This window comes from Pseudomonas sp. FG98 (assembly GCF_057808595.1).
Map to the genome: position 1 here is coordinate 1 of NZ_JBMDIJ010000065.1, position 18,373 is coordinate 18,373.

Annotated in this window: 18 protein-coding genes; 12 read left to right on the top strand and 6 right to left on the bottom strand. The window is 66.2% G+C overall.

Annotated elements, in window-relative coordinates; all coding sequences use genetic code 11:
• Positions 1-47: 47 nt before the first annotated feature.
• From ACODSK_RS25370 to ACODSK_RS25395, 6 genes are all read right to left on the bottom strand, one after another.
• Positions 48-1,319 (bottom strand): OprD family porin, encoded by a 1,272-nt coding sequence (locus tag ACODSK_RS25370; RefSeq protein WP_489019846.1) that lies wholly within the window; start codon positions 1,317-1,319, stop codon positions 48-50.
• 32 nt (positions 1,320-1,351) lie between these two features.
• A complete protein-coding gene (locus ACODSK_RS25375; protein WP_489019847.1) occupies positions 1,352-2,488 on the bottom strand; it encodes an ABC transporter substrate-binding protein in 1,137 nt (378 codons plus the stop codon).
• Between the two features lie 50 nt (positions 2,489-2,538).
• Entirely contained in the window at positions 2,539-3,297 is a 759-nt protein-coding gene (locus ACODSK_RS25380; protein WP_489019848.1) for an ABC transporter ATP-binding protein, read from the bottom strand.
• A complete protein-coding gene (locus tag ACODSK_RS25385) occupies positions 3,294-5,060 on the bottom strand; it encodes a branched-chain amino acid ABC transporter ATP-binding protein/permease (protein WP_489019849.1) in 1,767 nt (588 codons plus the stop codon). The genes ACODSK_RS25380 and ACODSK_RS25385 overlap by 4 nt, the downstream gene beginning before the upstream one ends.
• On the bottom strand, positions 5,060-6,097 hold the full coding sequence (locus tag ACODSK_RS25390) for a branched-chain amino acid ABC transporter permease (RefSeq protein ID WP_489019850.1): 1,038 nt from the start codon (positions 6,095-6,097) through the stop codon (positions 5,060-5,062). The genes ACODSK_RS25385 and ACODSK_RS25390 overlap by 1 nt, the downstream gene beginning before the upstream one ends.
• A 459-nt stretch (positions 6,098-6,556) precedes the next feature.
• The gene (locus ACODSK_RS25395) at positions 6,557-7,138 is read right to left on the bottom strand and encodes a TetR/AcrR family transcriptional regulator (protein ID WP_489019851.1); all 582 of its coding nucleotides are present in this window, start codon (positions 7,136-7,138) and stop codon (positions 6,557-6,559) included.
• Between the two features lie 292 nt (positions 7,139-7,430).
• On the opposite strand from ACODSK_RS25395, the gene ACODSK_RS25400 reads away from it, so the two are divergent.
• The 12 genes from ACODSK_RS25400 to dmpG all read left to right on the top strand — a co-directional run bounded on the left by ACODSK_RS25400 (position 7,431) and on the right by dmpG (position 18,347).
• On the top strand, positions 7,431-8,246 hold the full coding sequence (locus ACODSK_RS25400) for an alpha/beta fold hydrolase (protein WP_489019852.1): 816 nt from the start codon (positions 7,431-7,433) through the stop codon (positions 8,244-8,246).
• 5 nt (positions 8,247-8,251) lie between these two features.
• Positions 8,252-8,548 carry an extradiol ring-cleavage dioxygenase gene (locus ACODSK_RS25405; RefSeq protein ID WP_489019853.1) on the top strand — a complete coding sequence of 99 codons (297 nt, stop codon included), beginning with the start codon at positions 8,252-8,254 and terminating at the stop codon, positions 8,546-8,548.
• A 4-nt stretch (positions 8,549-8,552) separates the two neighbouring features.
• Positions 8,553-9,401, top strand: a complete 849-nt coding sequence (locus ACODSK_RS25410) for a DODA-type extradiol aromatic ring-opening family dioxygenase (RefSeq protein WP_489019854.1) — start codon at positions 8,553-8,555, stop codon at positions 9,399-9,401.
• Positions 9,398-9,751 (top strand): non-heme iron oxygenase ferredoxin subunit, encoded by a 354-nt coding sequence (locus ACODSK_RS25415; protein WP_489019855.1) that lies wholly within the window; start codon positions 9,398-9,400, stop codon positions 9,749-9,751. The genes ACODSK_RS25410 and ACODSK_RS25415 overlap by 4 nt, the downstream gene beginning before the upstream one ends.
• Positions 9,752-9,776: 25 nt before the next feature.
• Positions 9,777-11,126 (top strand): aromatic ring-hydroxylating dioxygenase subunit alpha, encoded by a 1,350-nt coding sequence (locus ACODSK_RS25420; protein ID WP_489019856.1) that lies wholly within the window; start codon positions 9,777-9,779, stop codon positions 11,124-11,126.
• Between the two features lie 12 nt (positions 11,127-11,138).
• Positions 11,139-11,660 carry a 3-phenylpropionate/cinnamic acid dioxygenase subunit beta gene (locus ACODSK_RS25425; RefSeq protein ID WP_489019857.1) on the top strand — a complete coding sequence of 174 codons (522 nt, stop codon included), beginning with the start codon at positions 11,139-11,141 and terminating at the stop codon, positions 11,658-11,660.
• A 136-nt stretch (positions 11,661-11,796) separates the two neighbouring features.
• The gene (gene hcaB / locus ACODSK_RS25430) at positions 11,797-12,609 is read left to right on the top strand and encodes a 3-(cis-5,6-dihydroxycyclohexa-1,3-dien-1-yl)propanoate dehydrogenase (protein ID WP_489019858.1); all 813 of its coding nucleotides are present in this window, start codon (positions 11,797-11,799) and stop codon (positions 12,607-12,609) included.
• Positions 12,610-12,652: 43 nt separating this feature from the next.
• Positions 12,653-13,624 carry an NAD(P)H-dependent flavin oxidoreductase gene (locus ACODSK_RS25435; protein ID WP_489019859.1) on the top strand — a complete coding sequence of 324 codons (972 nt, stop codon included), beginning with the start codon at positions 12,653-12,655 and terminating at the stop codon, positions 13,622-13,624.
• A gap of 30 nt (positions 13,625-13,654) precedes the next feature.
• Positions 13,655-14,437 (top strand): 2-keto-4-pentenoate hydratase, encoded by a 783-nt coding sequence (locus tag ACODSK_RS25440; RefSeq protein WP_489019860.1) that lies wholly within the window; start codon positions 13,655-13,657, stop codon positions 14,435-14,437.
• Between the two features lie 104 nt (positions 14,438-14,541).
• Positions 14,542-16,401, top strand: coding sequence for a feruloyl-CoA synthase (locus tag ACODSK_RS25445; RefSeq protein WP_489019861.1), 1,860 nt, complete (start codon positions 14,542-14,544; stop codon positions 16,399-16,401).
• Positions 16,398-17,330, top strand: a complete 933-nt coding sequence (locus ACODSK_RS25450) for an acetaldehyde dehydrogenase (acetylating) (protein WP_489019862.1) — start codon at positions 16,398-16,400, stop codon at positions 17,328-17,330. Before ACODSK_RS25445 ends, ACODSK_RS25450 begins: the two co-directional genes overlap by 4 nt.
• Before the next feature lie 9 nt (positions 17,331-17,339).
• Positions 17,340-18,347, top strand: a complete 1,008-nt coding sequence (gene dmpG, locus ACODSK_RS25455) for a 4-hydroxy-2-oxovalerate aldolase (RefSeq protein WP_489019863.1) — start codon at positions 17,340-17,342, stop codon at positions 18,345-18,347.
• Positions 18,348-18,373: the final 26 nt, after the last annotated feature.

The window sequence follows — 18,373 nt, forward strand, 5'->3', positions numbered from 1 at the left end:
TCGCGGGTGAACCCGCTCCCACAGAGGCCGCGCGCGGCTGAAGTCTGTTACCAAAGCACCAGCGTGTAATCGATATTCACCCGCAGCTCATTGTCATCCCTGAACGACGCCGTCGAAGCAAAGTCATTGCGGTACCAGGCATGGCGCAAGCGCAGGGCGACGTTCTTCAGCGGCCCGCTCTGCACCACATACGACAGCTCGATATCCTTCTCGCTCTCACTGCGGTCCGACCCACCCAGCGCCGCCGGCAGTTCGATATGGCTGCCGTCCAGATAGCGCAGCATGCCCTTCAGGCCCGGTACGCCGACGGTGGCGAAGTCATAGTCGTAGCGCACCTGCCAGGTGCGCTGCTTCGGGTTGAGAAACTCGCTGCTCAACGCGCCCTCGCTGACTACCATCGGCTCTGACCCGGCGATATAGGGCATCGAGGTGTCGCCGTTCAATTGCATCCAGCCCAGGCCCAGGCTATGCCCGGCCTGGCTGTAGGTGCTCATGATGCCGAAGGTGCGGTTGTCCACTTCACCAGCCTTGCCGGCGCCATCCTCGCGGCTGATGTGGTAGCGCACATCGGTTTTCAGGCGCCCACCGCCCAGCGCGCGGTTGTCGACGAAGCCGACGAAGTCCTGCTTGTAAATGTCCTCCAGCTCGGCGTGGTAGTACTTCAGGGTCAGCGGCTCGGACCATTGGTAATCACCACCGATATAGCTGAAGGCATCGGACTCGGCCGCGCCATTGAAGCGGCGGTTGGGCGCGGCGATGGTGATCTTCTGGTCGTTGGTCGAGTCGCGCTGGTTCATGCGGTCCAGGCGCCCGGCAGTGAAGGTCAGGCCGTCCAGGTCCTGGGACTTGAGGTTGAAACCACGGAAGGTCTGCGGCAGCAGGCGTGTCGGGCTGGCGAACAGGATCGGCAGGATCGGCATCAGCGTGCCGCCCTGCAGTTCGGTCTTCGACACCTTGACCTTGGCGGTCAGGCCGAGCTCGGAGTAGTCATCCCGTGGCTCGCGGTCGGTGCTGTCGAACGGCAGCAGGCCGGTGCCAGTGCGGGCGGGGCTGGAATCGAGCTTGAGGCCGAGCATGCCCTGGGCATCCAGGCCGAAGCCCACCGGGCCTGGGGTATAGCCGGAGTTGAAGCGCAGGATGAAGCCCTGCGCCCATTCGCGGGTCGCCGATTGCGCCGAGGTGCCTTTGTAGTCGCGGTCGAAGTAGTAGTTGCGCGCGGTGATGCTGGCCTTGCTGTCCTCGAAGAAGCCTTGTGCGTGCAGCACCGGGCTGAGGGCGCAGAGGGAGCCGAGGGCAAGTGCGGTGTTGAGTCGGTTCATGGCGATGCCTTTCTTATTGTTGTTGGCGGGGATCATTCAGGGGCGTGCAGCAAGACCCATTGCTGGTCCTGCACGCTGACCAGGGCACGGGCACGCTGGTCGTGACCGAAGTGGTCGGTGGGGCTCAGGCTGTAGACGCCGTGGGTGCCGACTACTTCGCGGGTCTTCTCCAACTGGTCGCGCAAGCCCTGGCGGAACTCGGCGCTGCCCGGCTGGCCGGCTTGCAGGGCAGCAGGCGCGGCGGCTTCGACCAGGCGCATGGCGTCGAACAGGTAGGCGCCGAACGGCGACAGGCTGTTGGCGCCGTACTTGGCTTCGTAGCGCTGGGCATAGTCGCTGGCGATGGCCTTGGACGGGTGGCTGTCCGGCAGCTTGTCCCACACCACCACCGGCCCCACTGGCAGGATCGCGCCATTGAGCGCCTTGTCGCCGATGCGCAGGAAGGCCGAGTTGGCCGCGCCATGGGTGTGGTAGATGGTGCCCTTGTAGCCGAGGCGACGCAGTTCGGTGTGGGGCAGGGCAGCCGGGGTGCCGGTGGCGCCGATCAGCACGGCGTCGGGCTTGCTGCTCATTACCTTGAGGGCCTGGCCGCTGACCGACGAATCGGTGCGGTTGAAGCGCTCGTCACGCACCAGCTTGATCCCGGCGGCCGGGGCCAGTTCGCTGAGCACCTTGTGCCAGTCCTCGCCCCAGACATCGTTGTAGCCGATATAGGCGAGGGTCTTCACGCCGTTTTCCTGCATGTGCTCGATCAGTGCCTCGGCCATCAGCGCGTTGGTCTGGGCGATGGTGAAGATCCACGCCTGCTCGCCGCTGGCCGGCGCGTAGGGGGCCAGGGCGATTTGCGCGGTATGGTTTTCCTTGGCGATCTGCGCCACCGCTGCCGAGGTCGGCACGGTGGTGGAGCCGATCAGCAGGTCGACCTGGTTCTCACTGACCAGCTTGCGCGCGTTCTTGGCCGCGGCGGTGCTGTCGCTGCCGTCGTCGAGAACCACGTACTTCACCGCCTGGCCGGCAATTTCCTTGGGCAGCAGGTCGACGGTATTGCGCTCGGGAATGCCCAGCGAGGCACCGGGGCCGGTGGTGGAGAGGATCACGCCGACGGTGACGTCGGCCTGGGCGGCGGAGGCCATGGCGGCGACCAGCAGCAAGGGGAGGAAGGGTTTCATGCAAGCTCCTTGGTGTTGTTGTTATGGGTCGAGCGGTGGAACGAACAGCGTCAGGTGCCGGTGGCGCGCGGGGGCTCCGGGGTGGCGGGTTTGCGTCCCAGGTAGCTCTCGACCACCCGGGGGTTCTGCGCGAGGTCGGCGGCAGCGCCCTGGAGGACGATGTCGCCGGTTTCGAGGACGTAGCCGTAGTCGGAAATCTTCAGCGCGGCGCGGGCGTTCTGTTCCACCAGCAGGATGGAAACGCCGCGCTGGCGCAGGGTCTTGAAGATTTCGAAGATCTCTCCGATCACCCGTGGCGCCAGGCCCAGGCTGGGTTCGTCGAGCATCAGCAGGCGCGGCTTGGCCATCAGCGCGCGGCCGATGGCGAGCATCTGCCGCTCGCCGCCGGACAGGGTGCAGGCGGCCTGGTCGCGGCGTTCATGCATACGCGGGAACAGGGCGAAGACTTCGTCGAGGGTCTGCTGGTGGTCGCGGTGACCCTGGCGATGGCGGCTGAAGGCGCCGAGGCGCAGGTTGTCCTCGATGCTCATCAGGCCGAACAGCTCGCGACTCTCCGGGACCAGGGCCATGCCCTTGTCGATGCGCTGGGCCACGCCGTGGTGGGGCAGCAGCGGCTGGCTGGCGTAGTGGATCTCGCCGCGGCATGGCAGCAGGCCGATCAGCGCCGCCATCAGGGTGGTCTTGCCGGCGCCATTGGGGCCGATCAGGCTGACGATCTGGCCCTCGTCCAGGTGCAGGTCGAGGTTGCGCACCGCCTCCACCTTGCCGTGGCTGATCGACAGGTTGCGTACATCCAGCAGGCGAGTCATTCCACACCTCCGAGGTAGGCGGCCAGGACCGCCGGGTTTTCCTGGATTTCCAGCGGTGTGCCGCTGGCCAGGCGCTGGCCGAACTCCATCACCACGATCTGGTCGGACAGGCCCATGACGAACTCCATGTCGTGCTCCACCAGCAGGACGCCGAGGCCTTCGCCGCGCAGTTGTTCGAGCAGCCGCGCCAGGGCCTGCTTCTCGCCGTAGCGCAGGCCGGCGGCGGGTTCGTCGAGGAGCAGCAGGATCGGGTCGCTGCACAGCGCCCGGGCGATCTCGACGATGCGCTGCTGACCCAGGGCCAGGCTGCCGGCCGGGGTGTGCAGGAACTCGCCAAGGCCGACCCGTTCGATCTGCCGCGCCGCCTCGGCCAGCAGGCTGGCTTCCTCGGCGCGCTCCAGGTGCAGCATCGAGCGCAGCAGGCCGGCGTTGCCGCGCATGTGCGCGCCGAGGGCGACGTTCTCCAGCACGCTCATCTCCGGCAGCAGGCGCACATGCTGGAAGGTCCGGCTGACGCCGAGGCGGGCGATGGCTCGCGGTGCCAGGCCGTCGATGCGCTGGCCGAGGAAGCTGATCTGCCCGGCATTCGGCGCGAGCACGCCGGAGAGCAGGTTGAACAGGGTCGACTTGCCGGCGCCGTTGGGGCCGATCAGCGCGGTGATCTCGCCGCTGTTGATCGCCAGGCCCATGTCCTTGTTGGCCACCAGGCCGCCGAAGCGCTTGACCAGGCCGTCGGCCACCAGCAGCGGCTGGCCGTGAGCGGGCATGTTGCGCCGCGGCAGGGCGGCGGCTTCGCCTGGCACTGCGGCGCGCCGCCGGGTTTGCGGCAGGGCTGCCTGGATCAACGGCAGCAGGCCGCCACGGGCGTACTGCAGGACCAGGATGATCAGCACGCCGAAGAAGATCATTTCAAAGTTGCCGGCCTGGCCGAACAGGTGCGGCAGCAGGTCCTGCAGCACTTGCTTGAGCAGGGTCAGCAGAGCCGCGCCGAGCAGTGCGCCCCACAGGCTGGCGACGCCGCCGAGGACGATCATGAACAGGTACTCGATGCCCATTACCACCGAGAACGGCGTCGGGTTCACCACCCGTTGCAGGTGGGCGTAGAGCCAGCCGGACAGCGCCGCCAGCAACGCGGCGACGAGGAACACCTGCAAGCGACTGCGGCCGGTCGGAATGCCCATGGCCTCGGCCATGCCGGCGGCGTCCTTGAGGGTGCGGATGGCCCGGCCCTGGCGGCTGTCGAGCAGGTTGCCGAGCAGCCACAGGGTCACTGCCAGGATCACCCCGAGCAGCGGGCTGAACTGCGCGGCGCCGCTGATCTGCCAGCCGAACAGGCTGATCGACGGCAGGTCCTGCAGGCCGCCAAAACCGCCTAGCCCCGGCAGGTTGCCGAACAGGTAGAACAACGCCAGGCCCCAGGCCAGGGTACCGATCGGCAGGTAATGCCCGGCCAGGCGCAGGGTCAGCAGGCCGAGACAGGTGGCGACGGCGAGGGTGATGGCCAGGCCGGCGAGCAGGCCGAGCCAGGGCGACAGGCCGTATTGAGTGGTGAGCACGGCAGTGGCATAGGCACCGATGCCGACGAAGGCGGCCTGGCCGAAGGAGGTCATGCCACCGATGCCGGTCAGCAGCACCAGGCCGAGGGCAACCAGGCTGTACAGGCCGATGTAGTTGAGCAGGGTGACCTGGAACGGCGGCAGTACCGCCGGTGCCACGGCCATCGCCGCCAGCAGCAGGAACAGGGGAAGCAGGCGACGGTTCATCAGTGTTGTTCCTCGACGTGCGGGTGTTTCAGCGACAGCCAGAGCAGCACCGGGATCACCAGGGTGAAGACGATGACTTCCTTGAAGGCCGAGGCGCCGAAGTTGGCGAAGCTCTCCAGCACGCCGACGAAGAACGCGCTGGCGGCGGCGATCGGGTAGCTGGCCAGGCCGCCGAAGATCGCCGCAACAAAGCCCTTGAGGCTGATCAGGAAGCCGGAGTCGTAATACAGGGTGGTCAGCGGCCCGATCAGTACCCCGGACACCGCGCCGATAAAGGCCGCCAGGCCGAAGGCGCTTTGTCCGGCGAGTTGGGTCGGGATGCCCACCAGTTGCGCGCCGTTGCGGTTCAGCGCGGTGGCGCGCAGGGCCTTGCCGTACAGGCTGTGGCCGAAGAAGGCGTAGAGCAGGCCGATCAGACCGAGGGCGCAGGCGATCACCAGCAGGCTTTGCAGGCTCACCGGCAGGTCGCCGAGCATGAAGGTGGTATCGGCCAGGGAGCGCGTGCGTACCCCTTCGGCGCCGAACAGCCACAGGCTGATGCCGACCAGGGCGATATGCACCGCTACCGAGATGATCAGCAGCGACAGCACCGAGGTCTGCGCCACGCGCTGGTAGACCAGGCGATAGAGCAGCGGACCGAGGGGCGTGACCAGGGCCAGGGTGACGACGATCTGCAACAGGCCGGGCAGGGCGGCCAGGTCGAGGTTGCCGAGGATCAGCCATAGCGCAGCCGGCAGGACGAGGTAGCGCAGGGCCAGGCCGGGCAGGCGACGGTAATGGCCGTGGCGCAGGGCGATCGCCCCGTCGAATGCGCAGGCCATCAGGGAAAGGCCGAGCAGCAGCCACAGGGTACCGGGCAGCAGGCCCAGTTGCAGGGTCGCCAGGGTCAGGGCGCTGTAGGTCACGAAATCGCCCTGGAACACCAGGATGGTGCGGGTGACCGAGAACACCAGGACCAGGGCCAGGGCCACCAGCGCATAAATCGCGCCCGTGGTCAGGCCGTCCTGGCCGAGAAACGCCAGTATCGAAAAGTCCATGGAGCAACCCTCAGCGCGTGATGGGGTAGGAAAGGCCGGGGCGCGCGGACGGGCACTCGGTCGGAGGGAATGGAGGCGGAAGGGCGGCGGGGCGGCCGGTGCACGCGTGCGACATCATGTTGAGATACCCAGCTGTATTTTTATTGTCGTGTGGGCCGGCCATGAAGGGGTTCTGGCCAGCCCACTCTGGATACACATGTGAATGTGTATGTATAGACTAGCTGGTCATGGCAGAGGTTTGTCAATAGGGGGAAGGGGAATGATGGTGTTTTGAAATCAGAAGATACAGTTATGTATCTTTTCGGGCTGATTGCATGGGCCCGGAAGGTTTACAGAGAACCCTGTGGGAGCTGGCTTGCCAGCGATGAGGCCGGCAGGAGCAATAGCTTTGTCAGGTCTGGCCCAATCGCTGGCAAGCCAGCTCCCACAGGGTTTTGCAGGGTTCCGAGGATTGTGTTTTCAGGCAGGCACGGCGGCATTCTGCGGCAACAGCAACCCCGCCATCCGCTGGCTGCGCTCCAGCCGCTGCTGCTGGGTGTCATCGCCATGCAGCAGCGACAGGCTGATCTGGTAGGCATAGATCAGGTACGCCCGGTCCTGCGCCTCGTCCGCCGGTGCCCCCGCCTGGATCAGCAAGCCTTCGATGTAGTTCAGGCGATGGCTGTCCACTTCGTCGATGGCCTGGCGTGCCTGCTTGTCGCGGCGCGCCCAGGCGCGGATACCCAGTTCGATCGCAGCGGCGTCCTTGGCAGTCTGGCCGTGGGACGGCAACTCCAGCAGGCGCTGCAACTGCTGCAACGGCGACACATGGGCATTGCGCAGGTTGAGGATGACGTCCTCGGTGGCGCGGGCGCGCCAGTTGCCGAGGATGCCTTCGAGCAACTCGCCGCGGCTCTTGAAGTGGTAGTAGAAGCTGCCGCGGGTGATCTTCAGTTCCTTGGCCAGGGTATCGACCCGGACCGCATCGACGCCGCTGCTGACCAGCACGTGCTGCGCGGCGTGAATCCAGTCTTCGCGGGTGAGATTGGTGCGTGATGACATCGTGTAGGGGCCTTGTTGATCGAGCTGGACAGGCGCAAGGGCGGCAAGCCCGAAGCGCGAAGGAGGGCATTCTAGCGCCCGGCGCAAGGCCGGTGCTATCGCCGCCGGCGCCCGTGTGGCGCGGCCTGCGGCCCTGGCAGTGTGCCGAAATCCCTCGGTTCTTTAAATACACATCTGTAGGTAGAGCCCCATTATTTTGCACGGTTCCACGTTTTTTTCGTTGACGCACGTCAAAAGCGTCCCTAGCATCTAGATACACATCTGTATGTTAAGAATAAAAACGGAGACCTCGATGAGCGCAAATCCCAAGACGCTGCTGGCCGCAGGGCACAACACCCACTACTACGAGGCCGGCCAGGGCGATGCCCTGTTCCTGCTGCACGGTTCCGGCCCGGGGGTTTCCGGCTGGAGCAACTGGGGCAAAAGCATTCCTGTATTCGCCGACCGGTATCGGGTGATCGTGCCGGACATCGCCGGCTTCGGTTTCACCGAGTTCCAGGAAGACGCCAAGTACGACATCAAGCTGTGGGTCAACCACCTGGTCGGCATCATGGATGCCCTGGATATCCAGAAGGCCTCGTTCATCGGCAACTCCTTCGGCGGCGCCGTGGCCATCGGCCTGGCGGTGTTCGCTCCGGAGCGGGTCAACAAGCTGGTGCTGCTCGGCACCCCCGCCGGCGAGTTCGTGCAGACCGCCGGGCTGCGTGGCGCCTGGGAGTACGAACCGTCGCTGGACAACATGCGCCGCCTGATGGAGCTGTTCCCCTACGACAAATCGCTGATCAGCGACGAGATGGTCCAGTCGCGCTATGAGGCCAGTGCGCGGCCCGGCGCCCAGGACGCCCTGCGCAAGCTGATTCCGCAGCCGGCCGCCGAAGGCGAAACCATCGTTCGCGGCTTCCCCGCCGCAGCCCTGGCCAAGATCAGCGCACCGACCCTGGTGGTGCACGGCCGCGAAGACCGCGTGGTGCCGCCGCAGTGCGGTCTGCTGATCGCCAACAGCATTCCCGACGCCGATCTGCATCTGTTCGGCCATTGCGGCCACTGGGTGCAGAGCGAGCAGCCACGGCGCTTCGCCGCGCTGGTCCGCGACTTCCTCGGCGAGTAATTGCCATGAGCCGAAACGTGATGGAGCGGGTGCTCTGGCAACTCTGTGTCGAGCGGGCGGCGAAAGAGCGCTTTCGCCAGGACGCCGAAGGCTTTCTCGGGCGCTTCGAACTGGCCGAGGCGGAGCGGGCGATGATCCTCGCCTTCGATGTCGCCGGGCTGCAGGCGGCCGGGGTCAACCCGATGCTGACCATGGGCTTCTGGCAGGAGCTGTCGGTCGAGCGCGACATGGCGATCTACAAGCAGCGTCTGGGCTGCACCGATGAACAGGGCGCCGGCTTCTCCGCCGCGCTCAAGGGGTGACGAGATGGGCAAGATAGTTGGCGGCTTCTGGATGCCGCATGACCCGGTGATGTTCGTGGCGCCCAAGGCGCCGCCCGAGGCCCAGCGCGATGCGGTGTGGGGCGCCTACGCCGAATGCGCCCGGCGCCTCGCCGAGCTGGAGCCGACCAGCGTGATCATCGTCGGTTGCGACCACTACATCCTGTTCGGCACCCATTGCCTGCCGCGCTATGTGATCGGTACCGGCGACGTCGACGGCCCGATCGACCGCCTGCCCGGCCTGCAACGCCGAGTGGTGAAGAACCACGAGGCGCTGGCCGAGCAGATCGTCGCCCACGGCGATGCCAAAGGCGTGGACTGGAGCGTGGCGCGCAGCTTTACCGTCGACCACTCGTTCTCCATCCCGCACCAGTTGGTGGTGCAGCCGGCCGAACAACTGATGGGCAAGACCCTGCCGAGCATCCCGGTGTACCTGGCCTGTGGCGTCGATCCTTATATCTCGCTGCAACGCTCGGCCGACCTGGGCCGGCAGATTCGCGCGGCAGTGGAAGCCTTCGACGCCGACGAGCGCGTGGTGATCATCGGCAGCGGTGGTATCAGCCACTGGGTCGGCACCGCCGAGATGGGCCAGGTCGCCGAGGACTTCGACCGCGAGATTCTCGAACTGGGTGTGCGCGGCGATCTGGCCGGGCTGTGCGCCTACAGCGATGAGGAGATCCTCCGGCGTGCCGGCAACGGCGCCATGGAAATCCGCAATTTCGCCTGCGCCATGGCCGCGCTGGAGCAGCCGGTGGGCGAAGTCATCGCCTACGAGGCGGTGCCGGCCTGGGTCACCGGCCTGGGCTTTGTACAACTGAAGGAGGCACGGGCATGAGCCGCGTATTGCTGTGCCAGCGCGACGAGCTGGCCCCGGGGCAACTGAAGAAGGTCGAGCAGGCCGAGGGCGACGCCATCTGCGTCTACAACCTGGGCGGCACGTTCTACGCCACCACCGACATGTGCACCCACGCCACCGCCTCGCTGGCCGAAGGCGACCTGGAAGACGACCTGATCACCTGCCCGGTGCACTGGGGCCAGTTCCATATCCCCACTGGCCAGGCGGTGACCTTCCCCTGCGAGCGGCACCTGCGCACCTACAAGATCATCGTCACGGACCGTGAAGTGTTCGCCGATGTGGCGCTGGAAGCCGACGAAGCCCTGGCCGCGGCGCAAAGCCCGGTCTGATAACCGTACGCCTGTGAGTTGAACCATGGATAACAACAAGCACATTCCGCTCAGGACCATCGAATCGACCCCCGCCCTCGGCAACCTCGACCGTATCTGCGATATGGAAGAAGGGCGCCTGTCGGGCAAGGTGTTCTGGGACCAGGCCATCTATGAGCAGGAGCTGGAGAAGATCTTCGCCCGCTGCTGGCTGTTCGTCGCCCACGAATCGCAACTGCCGAAGTTCGGCGACTACCTGACCACCTCCATGGGCGAGGACGAAGTCCTGGTGGTGCGGCAGAAGGACGCCTCGCTCAAGGTCTTCCTCAACGCCTGCCCACACCGCGGCAACAAGGTCTGCTTCGCCGAAGCCGGCAATGCCCGGGGCTTTATCTGCAACTACCACGGCTGGTCGTTCGGCGCCGACGGTGGCCGGCTGATGGGCATGCACGAGTCCAAGTGCTACGAAGAGAGCCACTTCGACAAGTCGAAGCACGGCCTGCGCGAGGCGCGGGTCGCCACCTACAAAGGCCTGGTGTTCGCCACCTTCGCTGCCGATGCACCGAGCCTGGAGGAATACCTCGGGCCGATGACCTGGTACCTCGACGTGATGCTCGACATGGACGAAGGCGGCAGCGAGTTTCTTGGCGGCTGCATCCGCTCGACCATCGAGTGCAACTGGAAGATTGCCGCGGAGAACTTCGTCGGCGACATCCTCCACGGCGGCTGGACCCACGATTCGGCGGCCAAGGCTATGCTCGGCGGCCCGGTGGCCAATGTCGGCGAGCTGCCGGAGTCCTACTCGGTGAACTGGAACGGCCACGGCTACGAGTTCGCCACCGACGTGGTGGGCAATGCCGCGACCCTCGGCGAGCGCGATATCAACAAATACCTGCACGTGCTGCGGCCCAAGGTCGCCGAGCGCCTCGGCGAGTTCCGCTCGAAGCTGATCGGGGCGATCTCCTCGTTCACCGTGTTCCCCAACTTCTCCTTCCTGCCGGGGCAGAACACCGTGCGCATCTGGCAGCCGCGCGGGCCGCACAAGATCGAGCTGTTCACCTGGGTCATCGTCAACAAGAACGCGCCCCAGGACATCAAGGACAAATGGCGCCGTGGCGCGATGATGACCTTCTCGCCCACCGGCGTGTTCGAAATGGACGACGGCGAGAACTGGGAATACTGCACCAAGACTGCCAAGGGCGTGGTCACCCGCTACCAGGACCTGTACGTCGGTCTCGGCATGCACACCCGCCTGGACGACAGCGAGCTGCCGGGCAACGTGTTCAAGGGCCAGCTCAACGAATGCAACGCGCGGGCGTTCTACCAGCGCTGGAAAGACCTGCTGCAAGCGCCGACCTGGGCCGATGTCCCGGACCGCAACGGCAAGCTGCGCTGAGGAGAAGCCACGATGACACTGGAACAATCACTGAGCTTCGAAGAGGTCCGCCGGGTCGAGCAATTCTTGCTGCGCGAGGCGCGGCTGCTGGACGACGAGTGCTGGGACGACTGGCTGCTGACCCTGAGCGAGGCGATCCACTATTGGATGCCGGGCATCGAGAACCGCCGCCGCGAAGACAAGGCCGGGCCCTATACCCTGGAGCACATGGCCTTCTTCGACGACGGCATCCGCGAGTTGCAGCGCCGGGTCTCGCGTTTCAAGCAGCCCTCGGCCTGGGCCGAGAACCCGCCGACGCGCAATGTGCACCTGGTGAGCAATATCGAGGTGCATGCCGGGGATCAGGAAGGTGAGTACCGGGCCTACTCCTGCTTCATCAACGTGCGCAGCCGCGGGCTGGACGAGCAGTCGCAGATCACCGGGCGCCGCGAGGATGTGCTGCGCGTGGAGGCGGACGGGCTCAAGCTGCTCAAGCGCAAGATCCTGATCCCCAATGCCATGTTGCTGTGCAAGAACATCAATACCTTCTTGTAACGGTGTTCGGCTGCCGGGCCCTATCGCTGGCAACGCCAGCTCCCACAATATCCGCGGCGACACCGAACCCTGTGGGAGCCGGCGTTGCCGGCGATGAGGCCCGAATGAACAGCGACAATTTTTCGAGGACTGAAACATGGGTTGGCTAAACAACCAGGTAGCCCTGGTCACCGGCGGTACCGGCGGCATCGGCAGCGCCATCGTGCGCCGCTATGTGGCCGAGGGCGCCAAGGTCGCGGTGATGGGCCGCGATGCTGCACAACTGGCGGCGCTTTCCAGCGAACTGGGCGACTCCATCATCACCGTGCAGGGCGACGTGTCGCGCTGGCAGGACAACCAGCGCGCCGTGGCGGCGAGCCTGGAAGCCTTCGGCAAGCTCGATACCTTCGTCGGCAACGCCGCGGTATTCGACTATTTCACCCGCCTGGACCGCATCGCCCCGGAGGATTTCGAGAGCGCCTTCAACAAGCTGTTCGCGATCAACGTCCAGGGTTACCTGCTCGGCGCCCAGGCGGCCACGGCGGCGCTGCGGGAAAGTCGCGGCAGCATGATCTTCACCCTGTCCAACAGCGCCTTTTATGCCGGCGGCGGTGGCATTCTCTACGTCACCGCCAAGCATGCGCTGGTCGGCATGATCCGCCAGCTGGCCTACGAGCTGGCGCCGGAGATCCGCGTCAACGGGGTCGCCCCCGGCGCCACCAACACGCCGATGAAAAGCCTGGAAGGCCTGAACAGCCGCAGCGTGCCGCTGAACCAGATCCCCGGCTTCGAAAGCGGCGCCGCCGAGGCGGTACCGCTGCAACGTATCGCCGAGCCGGAGGAGCACACCGGTCACTATGTGCTGCTGGCCTCGCGGGACAACGCCGGGCTGACCACCGCCAACATCATCCATAGCGATGGCGGCTGGGAGATCCGCAGCTCCGGCGCGGCAAAACATCGCAAGACCTGAATCACCCAAGCGTGCTCGACAAAACGAACAAGAGAGATGCGTGATGAGCAACAGACGCCCAAGTGCACCGCAACAACGCCTGCTGGAGATGTTCTCCGGCCTTCATCTGCCGCTGCTGGCCGCGCCGATGTTCCTGGTATCCGGGCCGAAGCTGGTCTCTGCCTGCTGCCAGGCCGGGATCATCGGCAGCTTTCCGGCACCCAACGCGCGCACCGTCGAGCAACTGGACCAGTGGCTCGGCGAGATCGTCGCCGAGCGCGAGGCCGCCGCTCAACGAGGCGAGGCGCGTGCGCCGTGGATGCTGAACATGATCGTGCACAGCACCTACGACCGCTTCGACGCCGAGCTGGAGCTGGTCAAGCGCTACCAGCCGCCGATCGTTTCCACCGCCCTGGGCAGCCCCAAGCGCGTGCTCGATGCCGTGCACGCCTACGGCGGCGTGGTGATCGCCGACGTGATCAGCCCGGCCCTGGCGCGCAAGGCCATGGATGCCGGGGTCGATGGCCTGGTCCTGGTGTGCAACGGCGCCGGCGGCCATACCGGCACCTATAACCCGTTCGCCTTTATCGCCGAGGTCCGTCAGTTCTGGGACGGCCCGCTGGGCCTGGCCGGGGCGATTTCCTCGGGGCGCGATATCCATGCCGCGCAAGTGCTCGGCTGCGATTTCTCGCTGGTCGGCACGCGCCTGGTGGTGACCGAGGAGAGCCTGGTCGAGGACGCCTACCGCGACATGCTGGTGGCCTGCTCGCTGGATGACGTGGTCACCACCAAGGCGGTCAGCGGCGTGCTGGCCAACTGGATGCGCCCGTCGTTGCAGCAGGCCGGTATCGACCCGGCCGCCGAGAGCCGCGCCAGCATCGACTTCTCCGGCAATATCGCCAGCGCCAACAAGGCCTGGAAACACGTGTGGTCGGCGGGACAGGGGGTGGGGCAGATCGAGCGCCGCTACAACGTCGCCGAGCTGGTGGATGAACTGCATCAGGGCTACCGCGAAAGCCGTGCCCGGACGCTGTAAGCCGATTTCCATCCTTCAAGGAGAACCCCGATGAGCCATCCCGCCCTGCAACCCGCCGCCGAAGCCCTGGCCCGCGCCCGTGAATCGCGCCTGCCCTGCGGCCGGATTTCCGAGCGCTTCGAGATCAACAGCCTGGCCGACGCCTATGCCATCCAGGAGCTCAACACCCAGGCCGCCCTGGCTGCCGGCCGCCGCCTGAGCGGGCGCAAGATCGGCCTGACCTCGCTGGCGGTACAGCAGCAACTGGGCGTCGACCAGCCGGACTTCGGCATGCTCTTCGCCGATATGGAATACCGCGATGGCGATGCCATCCCCAGCGCGCGGCTGATCCAGCCCAAGGCCGAGGGCGAGATCGCCTTCGTCCTCGGTCGCGACCTGCCCCATGTCGACACCACCCTGGCCGAGCTGCTGCGCGCGGTCGACCATGTGCTGCCGGCCCTGGAAATCGTCGACTCGGCGATCGAGGACTGGAAGATCACCCTGGTCGACACCGTCGCCGACAACGCCTCGTCCGGTCTCTATGTGCTGGGCAAGACCCCGGTCAGCCTGGCCGGCCTGGACCTGGCGCTGGAAGGCATGCTGCTGGAGAAGAACGGCGCCCAGGCGGCCATCGGTGTCGGTGCCGCGTGCATGGGCAACCCGCTGGACGCCTGTCTGTGGCTGGCGCGGACCATGGCCGAGGCCGGGCGTCCGTTGCAGGCTGGCGACGTGCTGCTGTCCGGTGCGCTCGGGCCGATGGTGCCGGTGCTGGCCGGCGACAGCCTGCGCCTGCGTCTGACCCGCCTGGGCGAGGTGAGCTGCCGCTTCGTCTGAGGCGGCTGCACTACACGCAACGCCGGCTCGCAGGCCGGCGAACGTCACAACAATAAAACCAGTGGGCGGCGGGACCTGACCCGGCCGACCCACGAGGGCGTGCCATGTACGATTTCTTCAACGACCCGACGCGGTTGGCGCCGGCCCGTGTCCTTTGCGAGCCCGGCGCGGACGGCAGTTTCATCCTTGCCTCCCCGGAACCCCTGCAACCCTATGCGCGCTGCATCGGCCAATGGCTGGAGCATTGGGCTGCGGTCAAGCCGGATCACCCCTATCTCGCCGAGCGGCGCAATGGCGGCTGGTTCACCCTGACCTACAAGGAAGTGCGCCAGCGCGTTGGCGCCCTGGCCCAGGGCCTGCTGGAGCTGGACACCGCTCCGGGCCGGCCGGTGCTGATGCTTTCGGAAAACGATATCGACCAGGCCCTGCTGACCCTGGCGGCGATGCACGTGGGCATTCCGGTGTCGACGGTATCGGTGGCCTATGCGCGCAATACCGCCGGCGGCTGCAGCAAGCTCAAGGCGATCATCGAGGTGCTGGACCCGGCGCTGATCTTTATCAACGACGGCGATGCCTACTGCCGGGCCATCGAGCTGGTCGCCCCGCGCTGCCCGGTGGTGGCGGCGCGCAATGCCCAGGAGATCCCCGACGGCCTGGCCCTGCCGCTGCTGTACAAGCGCGAAAGCCCGGCGGTGATGGAAGCCTTCTTCCGCCTCGATGGCGACACCCCGGCGCGCTACCTGCTGACCTCCGGCTCCACCGGTGCGCCCAAGGCGGTGATCAACACCCACGGCATGCTCTGCGCCAACCAGCAGGCCATCGCCCAGTGCTGGCGCTTTATCGAGGATATCGAGGTGGTGGTGCTGGACTGGCTGCCGTGGAGCCACGTGTTCGGCGCCAACCACAACTTCAACCTGGTGCTGCGCAACGGCGGCACCCTGTATATCGACGATGGCCGGCCGCTGCCGGGGCTGATCGACCGCACCGTGGAGAACATCAAGTCGGTACGGCCAACCCTGTTCTTCAACGTACCCCGTGGCTACGAGGCGCTGCTGCCGTATCTGGAGCGCGACGAGGAACTGGCCCGCGCCCTGTTCGGTCGCCTGGAACTGCTGTTCTACGCCGCTGCCGCCTTGCCGCAAAGCTCCTGGCAGCGCCTGTCGGCACGGGCCGCCGAAGTACGCGAGGCGCCGCTGTTCTTCGCCACCGAGTGGGGTTCGACCGAGACTTCGCCGGTGGTCACCAGCGTGCACTTCCAATTGGACAAGGCCGGCAATATCGGCCTGCCGGTGCCGGGTACGCAGATCCGTTTCGTGCCCAGCGGCGACAAGCTGGAAATGCGCGTGAAAGGCCCGTCGGTGTTCCCCCGCTACCTGAACGACGACAAGAGCACCGAGGCGGCCTTCGACGAACTGGGCTTCTACCGTATCGGCGATGCCGGTCGCCTGGTCGACCCCGAGCGCCCGGAGCTGGGCATCCTGTTCGATGGCCGGGTCACCGAGGACTTCAAGCTCAGCAGCGGCACCTGGGTCTCGGTCGGCACCCTGCGCCCACGGCTGGTCAGTGCCCTGGCGCCTTATGCCAGCGACTGCGTGATCTGCGGCCATGACCGCGACGTGATCGGCGCCCTGGTCTACCCCACCCCGGCCCTGCGCGAGCTGCTGGGCAAGGCGGGGCATGGCATGAGTGGCGAGCAACTGGCCTTGCAGGCCGAAGTGCGTCTGGCCCTGTGCGCCGGCCTGCGCGCCCTGGCCCGGGACTTCCCGGCGTCGTCCCAGCATGCCGTGCGCCTGATCATCCTCGACACCCCGCCGAGCCTCAATGACGGGGAAATCACCGACAAGGGCTACATCAACCAGCGCACCGCCCTGACCCTGCGCGCCGAGGCAGTGCAGCGCCTGTATGCCGACACCCTCGGCCAGGACGTGATCCTGCTCGCCGAAGTCCATGGAGAAGCCGTATGAGTCACCGCAAATTGAAAGTCGCCATCATCGGCTCGGGCAATATCGGCACCGACCTGATGATCAAGATCCTGCGTCACGGGGAACACCTGGAGATGGCCGCGATGGTCGGCATCGACCCGGCTTCCGACGGCCTGGCCCGTGCGGCGAGGATGGGCGTGGCCATCACCCACGAAGGTGTCGAGGGGCTGGCACGGATGCCTGAGTTCGCCGAAATCGACTTTGTCTTCGATGCCACCAGCGCCGGCGCTCATGTCCGCAACGACGCCTTCCTGCGCTCGATCAAACCCGGCATACGCCTGATCGACCTGACCCCGGCGGCCATCGGCCCGTACTGCGTGCCGGTGGTGAACCTGGAGCAGAACCTCGGGCAACTGAACGTCAACATGGTCACCTGCGGCGGCCAGGCGACCATTCCGATGGTGGCGGCCGTGTCGCGGGTGGCCAAGGTCCACTACGCCGAGATCGTTGCCTCGATCGCCAGCAAATCCGCCGGTCCCGGCACTCGCGCCAATATCGACGAATTCACCGAAACCACCTCCCGCGCCATCGAGGTGATCGGTGGCGCGGCCAAGGGCAAGGCGATCATCGTCATGAACCCGGCGGAGCCGCCGCTGATCATGCGCGATACCGTGTTCGTCCTTTCCGAGGCGGCGGACCAGGGCCAGGTGGAAGCCTCCATCGAGGAAATGGCCGCCGCCGTACAGGCCTACGTGCCGGGTTATCGGCTCAAGCAGAAGGTCCAGTTCGAGGTCGTCAGTGACCTGAAGATCCCCGGCCAGGGCCTGTTCTCCGGCCTGAAGACCTCGGTGTTCCTCGAAGTCGAAGGCGCCGCCCACTACCTCCCGGCCTACGCCGGCAACCTCGACATCATGACGTCCGCCGCCATGGCCACCGCCGAGCGTATGGCCCTGTCGATGATCAACGGCTGAGGAACGACCATGAAAAAGATCTACATCTCCGACGTTACTCTGCGCGACGGCAGCCATGCGGTGTGTCACCAGTACACCCTCGACAATGCCCGGGACATCGCCCGCGCGCTGGACCAGGCCCGGGTCGACTCCATCGAGGTCGCTCATGGTGATGGCCTGCAAGGGTCGAGTTTCAACTACGGCTTCGGTCGCCACACCGACCTCGAATACATCGAGGCCGTGGCCGACGTGGTGCAGCACGCGAAGATCGCCACGCTGCTGCTGCCGGGCATCGGCACGGTCCACGACCTGAAGGCCGCCTACGACGCCGGCGCCCGTGTGGTCCGCGTTGCCACTCACTGCACCGAGGCGGATGTCTCCAGGCAGCACATCGAATACGCCCGCGAGCTGGGCATGGACACCGTCGGCTTCCTGATGATGAGCCACATGATCCCGGCCGAGCAGCTGGCCGCCCAGGGCAAGCTGATGGAGAGCTACGGCGCGCAGTGCATCTACATGGCCGACTCCGGTGGCGCCATGAACATGCAGGACATCCGCGACCGCATGCGCGCTTTCAAGGCCGTGCTCGATCCGGCGACCCAGACCGGCATGCACGCCCACCACAACCTCAGCCTCGGCGTGGCCAACTCCATCGTCGCGGTGGAGGAGGGCTGCGACCGTATCGACGCCAGCCTCGCCGGCATGGGGGCGGGGGCGGGCAATGCGCCGCTGGAAGTGTTCATTGCCGCTGCCGAGCGCCTGGGCTGGAACCATGGCACCGACCTGTACACCTTGATGGATGCGGCCGATGACATCGTCCGGCCGTTGCAGGATCGCCCGGTGCGAGTGGATCGCGAATCGCTGGCGCTGGGTTATGCCGGGGTCTATTCGAGCTTCCTGCGTCACGCCGAAATCGCCGCGGCGCGCTATGGCCTGAAGACCGTCGACATCCTGGTCGAGCTGGGCAAGCGGCGCATGGTCGGTGGTCAGGAAGACATGATCGTTGATGTGGCGCTGGATCTTCTGGCTCGCCGTTAGATCGTCATCGCCGGCAAGCCGGCTCC

Excerpts from the sequence above, each read along its gene's own strand:
- ACODSK_RS25385 (WP_489019849.1), bottom strand. The coding sequence starts at position 5,060 with ATGAACCGTCGCCTGCTTCCCCTGTTCCTGCTGCTGGCGGCGATGGCC.
- ACODSK_RS25410 (WP_489019854.1), top strand. The coding sequence starts at position 8,553 with ATGGGCAAGATAGTTGGCGGCTTCTGGATGCCGCATGACCCGGTGATG.
- ACODSK_RS25405 (WP_489019853.1), top strand. The coding sequence starts at position 8,252 with ATGAGCCGAAACGTGATGGAGCGGGTGCTCTGGCAACTCTGTGTCGAG.
- ACODSK_RS25370 (WP_489019846.1), bottom strand. The coding sequence starts at position 1,319 with ATGAACCGACTCAACACCGCACTTGCCCTCGGCTCCCTCTGCGCCCTC.
- ACODSK_RS25390 (WP_489019850.1), bottom strand. The coding sequence starts at position 6,097 with ATGGACTTTTCGATACTGGCGTTTCTCGGCCAGGACGGCCTGACCACG.
- dmpG (WP_489019863.1), top strand. The coding sequence starts at position 17,340 with ATGAAAAAGATCTACATCTCCGACGTTACTCTGCGCGACGGCAGCCAT.
- hcaB (WP_489019858.1), top strand. The coding sequence starts at position 11,797 with ATGGGTTGGCTAAACAACCAGGTAGCCCTGGTCACCGGCGGTACCGGC.
- ACODSK_RS25395 (WP_489019851.1), bottom strand. The coding sequence starts at position 7,138 with ATGTCATCACGCACCAATCTCACCCGCGAAGACTGGATTCACGCCGCG.
- ACODSK_RS25425 (WP_489019857.1), top strand. The coding sequence starts at position 11,139 with ATGACACTGGAACAATCACTGAGCTTCGAAGAGGTCCGCCGGGTCGAG.
- ACODSK_RS25375 (WP_489019847.1), bottom strand. The coding sequence starts at position 2,488 with ATGAAACCCTTCCTCCCCTTGCTGCTGGTCGCCGCCATGGCCTCCGCC.
- ACODSK_RS25400 (WP_489019852.1), top strand. The coding sequence starts at position 7,431 with ATGAGCGCAAATCCCAAGACGCTGCTGGCCGCAGGGCACAACACCCAC.
- ACODSK_RS25440 (WP_489019860.1), top strand. The coding sequence starts at position 13,655 with ATGAGCCATCCCGCCCTGCAACCCGCCGCCGAAGCCCTGGCCCGCGCC.
- ACODSK_RS25380 (WP_489019848.1), bottom strand. The coding sequence starts at position 3,297 with ATGACTCGCCTGCTGGATGTACGCAACCTGTCGATCAGCCACGGCAAG.
- ACODSK_RS25450 (WP_489019862.1), top strand. The coding sequence starts at position 16,398 with ATGAGTCACCGCAAATTGAAAGTCGCCATCATCGGCTCGGGCAATATC.
- ACODSK_RS25415 (WP_489019855.1), top strand. The coding sequence starts at position 9,398 with ATGAGCCGCGTATTGCTGTGCCAGCGCGACGAGCTGGCCCCGGGGCAA.
- ACODSK_RS25445 (WP_489019861.1), top strand. The coding sequence starts at position 14,542 with ATGTACGATTTCTTCAACGACCCGACGCGGTTGGCGCCGGCCCGTGTC.
- ACODSK_RS25435 (WP_489019859.1), top strand. The coding sequence starts at position 12,653 with ATGAGCAACAGACGCCCAAGTGCACCGCAACAACGCCTGCTGGAGATG.
- ACODSK_RS25420 (WP_489019856.1), top strand. The coding sequence starts at position 9,777 with ATGGATAACAACAAGCACATTCCGCTCAGGACCATCGAATCGACCCCC.